Origin of the sequence: Rhodoferax sp. (genome assembly GCF_039922535.1) — a bacterium.
Classification (GTDB): Bacteria; Pseudomonadota; Gammaproteobacteria; order Burkholderiales; family Burkholderiaceae_C; genus Rhodoferax_B.
In genome coordinates this window covers 1-3,297 of record NZ_JBDTEM010000232.1, presented here as the reverse complement: position 1 = coordinate 3,297, position 3,297 = coordinate 1, and the positions used below count along the sequence as shown (strand labels likewise).

At 62.6% G+C, this 3,297-nt stretch carries 4 protein-coding genes; all 4 read left to right on the top strand.

Annotation, left to right across the window (positions count from 1 at the left end; genetic code table 11):
- The first annotated feature begins 259 nt into the window (after nucleotides 1-259).
- On the top strand, nucleotides 260-1,171 hold the full coding sequence (locus ABI213_RS11030) for a protoglobin domain-containing protein (RefSeq protein ID WP_348007407.1): 912 nt from the start codon (nucleotides 260-262) through the stop codon (nucleotides 1,169-1,171).
- Between the two features lie 9 nt (nucleotides 1,172-1,180).
- Complete coding sequence (locus tag ABI213_RS11025) at nucleotides 1,181-1,549, top strand: STAS domain-containing protein (RefSeq protein WP_348007406.1); 369 nt, start codon at nucleotides 1,181-1,183, stop codon at nucleotides 1,547-1,549.
- Between the two features lie 7 nt (nucleotides 1,550-1,556).
- A complete protein-coding gene (locus ABI213_RS11020; RefSeq protein ID WP_348007405.1) occupies nucleotides 1,557-2,657 on the top strand; it encodes an ATP-binding SpoIIE family protein phosphatase in 1,101 nt (366 codons plus the stop codon).
- On the top strand, nucleotides 2,645-3,297 hold a 653-nt coding region (locus tag ABI213_RS11015; protein WP_348027064.1), incomplete at its 3' end, for a histidine kinase dimerization/phospho-acceptor domain-containing protein. The genes ABI213_RS11020 and ABI213_RS11015, both read left to right, overlap by 13 nt.

Below are 3,297 nucleotides of genomic sequence, written 5' to 3'. Positions count from 1 at the left end.
CTAGTACCCCCCGCAGATGTAACCATGGAAGGCACTGCGCTGAGCTAGATCAACCATAACCCCTATTGACATTCACTATTATTTGTATAGCTGTTAGCGCATGCGGAATAAGCGCTAGAGGCCTATTTTCCTTAAAAAGGGGGATGTACCCGGATGTGGACGGGTACGCAGGCCCATTGAATGGGTTACTGAATGTTGTTTTCAGATAAGCTGTTGCAACACCGCTCTCATTCCGGCCCGAGCCCCCCAAAGGAACGCCATGACCTCTGTCGAGTTGCTAGAAAAATTTAACGTCACTCCGATAGACATCCACAACGTCCGCCGGGCCGGGGACATCCTGGCACCGCAACTGGAATCCTTTGTGGAGCAGTGGTACGTGTGGCTGCGCCAACAGCCTGAGTACCTGCAGTTCTTCCCCGACAGCGACAACGTAGGCCGCGTCAGCAAAATGCAAACCCGGCACTGGGAAGAATTTTTTGCGGCCGACATCAACGACTTCTACGTCGCCCGCCGCACCCACGTGGGCGCGGTGCACGCCCACATCGAGCTGCCCAACGACATCTACTTTGCCGGCGTCAGCATGTCTTACCAGATGTTTGTGGAGCGCCTGCGGCTGACCGACACGTCCATTGCCGACGTGCTGGACATGGCGATGTCCATCAACAAGCTGCTAAAGATGGACACCTTTTTGGTGATAGACACCATCTCCCGCATTGCCCGCGAACGGATTGCCGACCACAGCCGGGCGATGATGGAAATGTCCACCCCGGTCACGCCCATCTGGGAGGGCATTTTGCTACTGCCGCTGGTCGGCATCATCGACACCACCCGCACGGCGGAGATCATGAACAAGACCCTCACCAAGATTGCCGAAAGCCGGTCCAAGGTGTTTGTGCTGGATATCAGTGGCGTGGCCTCGGTGGACACCAGCGTGGCCAACCAACTTATCAAGATCACCAAGGCCACCCGGCTGATGGGCTGCGAGTCCATCATCTCCGGCGTGTCACCGTCGATTGCCCGCACCATGGTCGAGCTGGGCGTGTCGATTGGCGAGGTGCGCACCACCGCCACCCTGCGCGATGCCTTCGAGCTGGCGCTGCGGGCCATCGGCGTAATGGACATGACTCCGCCCGCCAGCACTATTGCCGTGCGGCCCCGTAACGGTAACTAAGCAGCCCCCATGTCCAGCCATGCCCTCAGCGGCGCGTCCATGACCGAGGTGGAAGGCTGCCTGGTGGTGACATTGCAGGGCGACATCAGCGACGAAGCCTTCACCATGCTGTACCAGGAATTCTCACAGCGGCTGGTAGCCAACCGCCTGTCAGGCGCGGTATTGGACTTCTCGGGCGTACAAGTGCTGGACCTGCATGAATTTAACCGCGTGCGCGGGCTGTCCCAGGTGGCCGGTTTTTTGGGGGCCGAGGTGGTGTTTGTGGCTTTGGCACCGGGCATTGCGGCGTTTTTGGCGCAGGCCGACATAGACATCAGCGACCTGCAGTTTTGCCAGCACATGGAGGACGCCTTTGCGACGCTGGCGTTGCACCGGTAGCCGCACCATGGCAAACGCAGGCCACACATCGGGAATTGAAACGGCCGTTTACCGGTTGCACTCGCCGCTAGACCTGCGCGTGGCCGTGGCCGCCGTAGCCCGTCTGCCCAGCCTGGCCCGCTTCTCGCCGGTCGATCTGTCGCTGCTGGCCACGGTGGTGTCCGAGCTGGGCAGCAACATCCTCAAATACGCGGGCCATGGCCACATCCGGGTGCAAACCAGGCAGGAAGACTTCCGCACCGCCGTCGAACTGGTCGCCGAGGACGCAGGCCCCGGCATCCCCAACCTGGATCTGGCCCTGCAAGAGCACTACAGCTCATCGGGCACACTAGGCCTGGGCCTGTCGGGTGTGCGGCGCATGGTGTCCGAATTCCATATCGACTCCGCCCCCGGCAAGGGCTGCCGCGTGCGGGTGCGCAAGTGGCTGACCCCGATGCCGGTGGCCCACAGTCCCGCCAGCCGCTCTGCCGTCTCTATGGTCACCCACACCCGCACCCACCTGGTACGGGATGCATCCCGCCAGGGCCTGGTCTTTGAGATCGCCGAAATCAACCGCCCTTGCTACCCCGAATACGTGTCAGGCGACAGCACCCTGGTGCTGCCCATCGCCGGCGGCATGCTACTGGCCTGCATCGACGCATCCGGTCACGGCAAACGGGCGCACGCGCTGTCGGTGCAACTGGCCGAACACCTGCGTGCCGCCGCCCACAACGATCTGGCCGCATTGCTGTACCAGTTGCACCTGCGCGCTGCGGGCACCATTGGCGCAGCCATCGCCGTGGCCTATCTGGATCTGGCCCGCAACGTGCTGAGCCTGGCCGGTATTGGCAACATCCGCATGCGCTGCCTCGGGCCCACGCCCTGGGTGGGCATTTGCCGCGACGGCGTGCTGGGCGAACGCTTTCCCACCCCCGACGTGCAACGCTTCACCTTGCGCAGCGACGATGTAGTACTGCTGTACTCCGACGGCATCCGCGAAGCCATCAGTCCCGAGGTGCGTACCCGCGTGCACCTGGGCACGGCGCAGCAGATCGCCGAAACCGTGCTGCGGGTCGGCGGCAAAGCGACGGACGATGCCAGCTGCATTGTTGTCAAATGCAAGACGTAGCCTGGATCGGCCGAATCAGCCTGCACGCGCCCGCCTCGTGCCTGGAGACGCGGAACAAAGTTTTGCAGGTGCTGCTGGAAGTGGAAGGCCGCAGCAACAGCGACACCACCCACTGCACTCCCATCGCCGCCTGCGTGTCCGATGTCTGCCGCTGGCTGTTGCAGCACGGCCAGGCCCCGGCGGTAGAGCTGTCGTTCCACCGGGACGGGCACCGCGCGTTCGCCACCCTGACCGGCCTGTCCCTTACCCCACTGCCTGCCGCACCGCACCGCCTGCTGGGCTTTGCGCAAGCCAGCGAATCGTTTGTGCAGACCAATACCCTGCACCAACCCCCGCACCACGCCCTGCGGCTGCACTTTGCGCTGTGGCACCACCTGCAGTTGCCCGCTGTCGCCCGTCTGCGCGCCCTGTTTACCGAGAAATCGCGCGAAGAACTGTTTATCGAATCACAACAGGCCGAGGCCGATATGCGCCTGCTGATCGAACAACTGCGCGTTGCCAAAGATGCCGCCGATGCCGCCAGCCAGGCCAAGGGCGACTTTTTGGCCAATATGAGCCACGAGATCCGAACCCCGATGAACGCCATCATCGGCATGTCGCACCTGGCCCTGAAGACCGAGCTGAACCCGCGCCAACACGA

Excerpts from the sequence above, each read along its gene's own strand:
- ABI213_RS11025 (WP_348007406.1), top strand. The coding sequence starts at position 1,181 with ATGTCCAGCCATGCCCTCAGCGGCGCGTCCATGACCGAGGTGGAAGGC.
- ABI213_RS11020 (WP_348007405.1), top strand. The coding sequence starts at position 1,557 with ATGGCAAACGCAGGCCACACATCGGGAATTGAAACGGCCGTTTACCGG.
- ABI213_RS11030 (WP_348007407.1), top strand. The coding sequence starts at position 260 with ATGACCTCTGTCGAGTTGCTAGAAAAATTTAACGTCACTCCGATAGAC.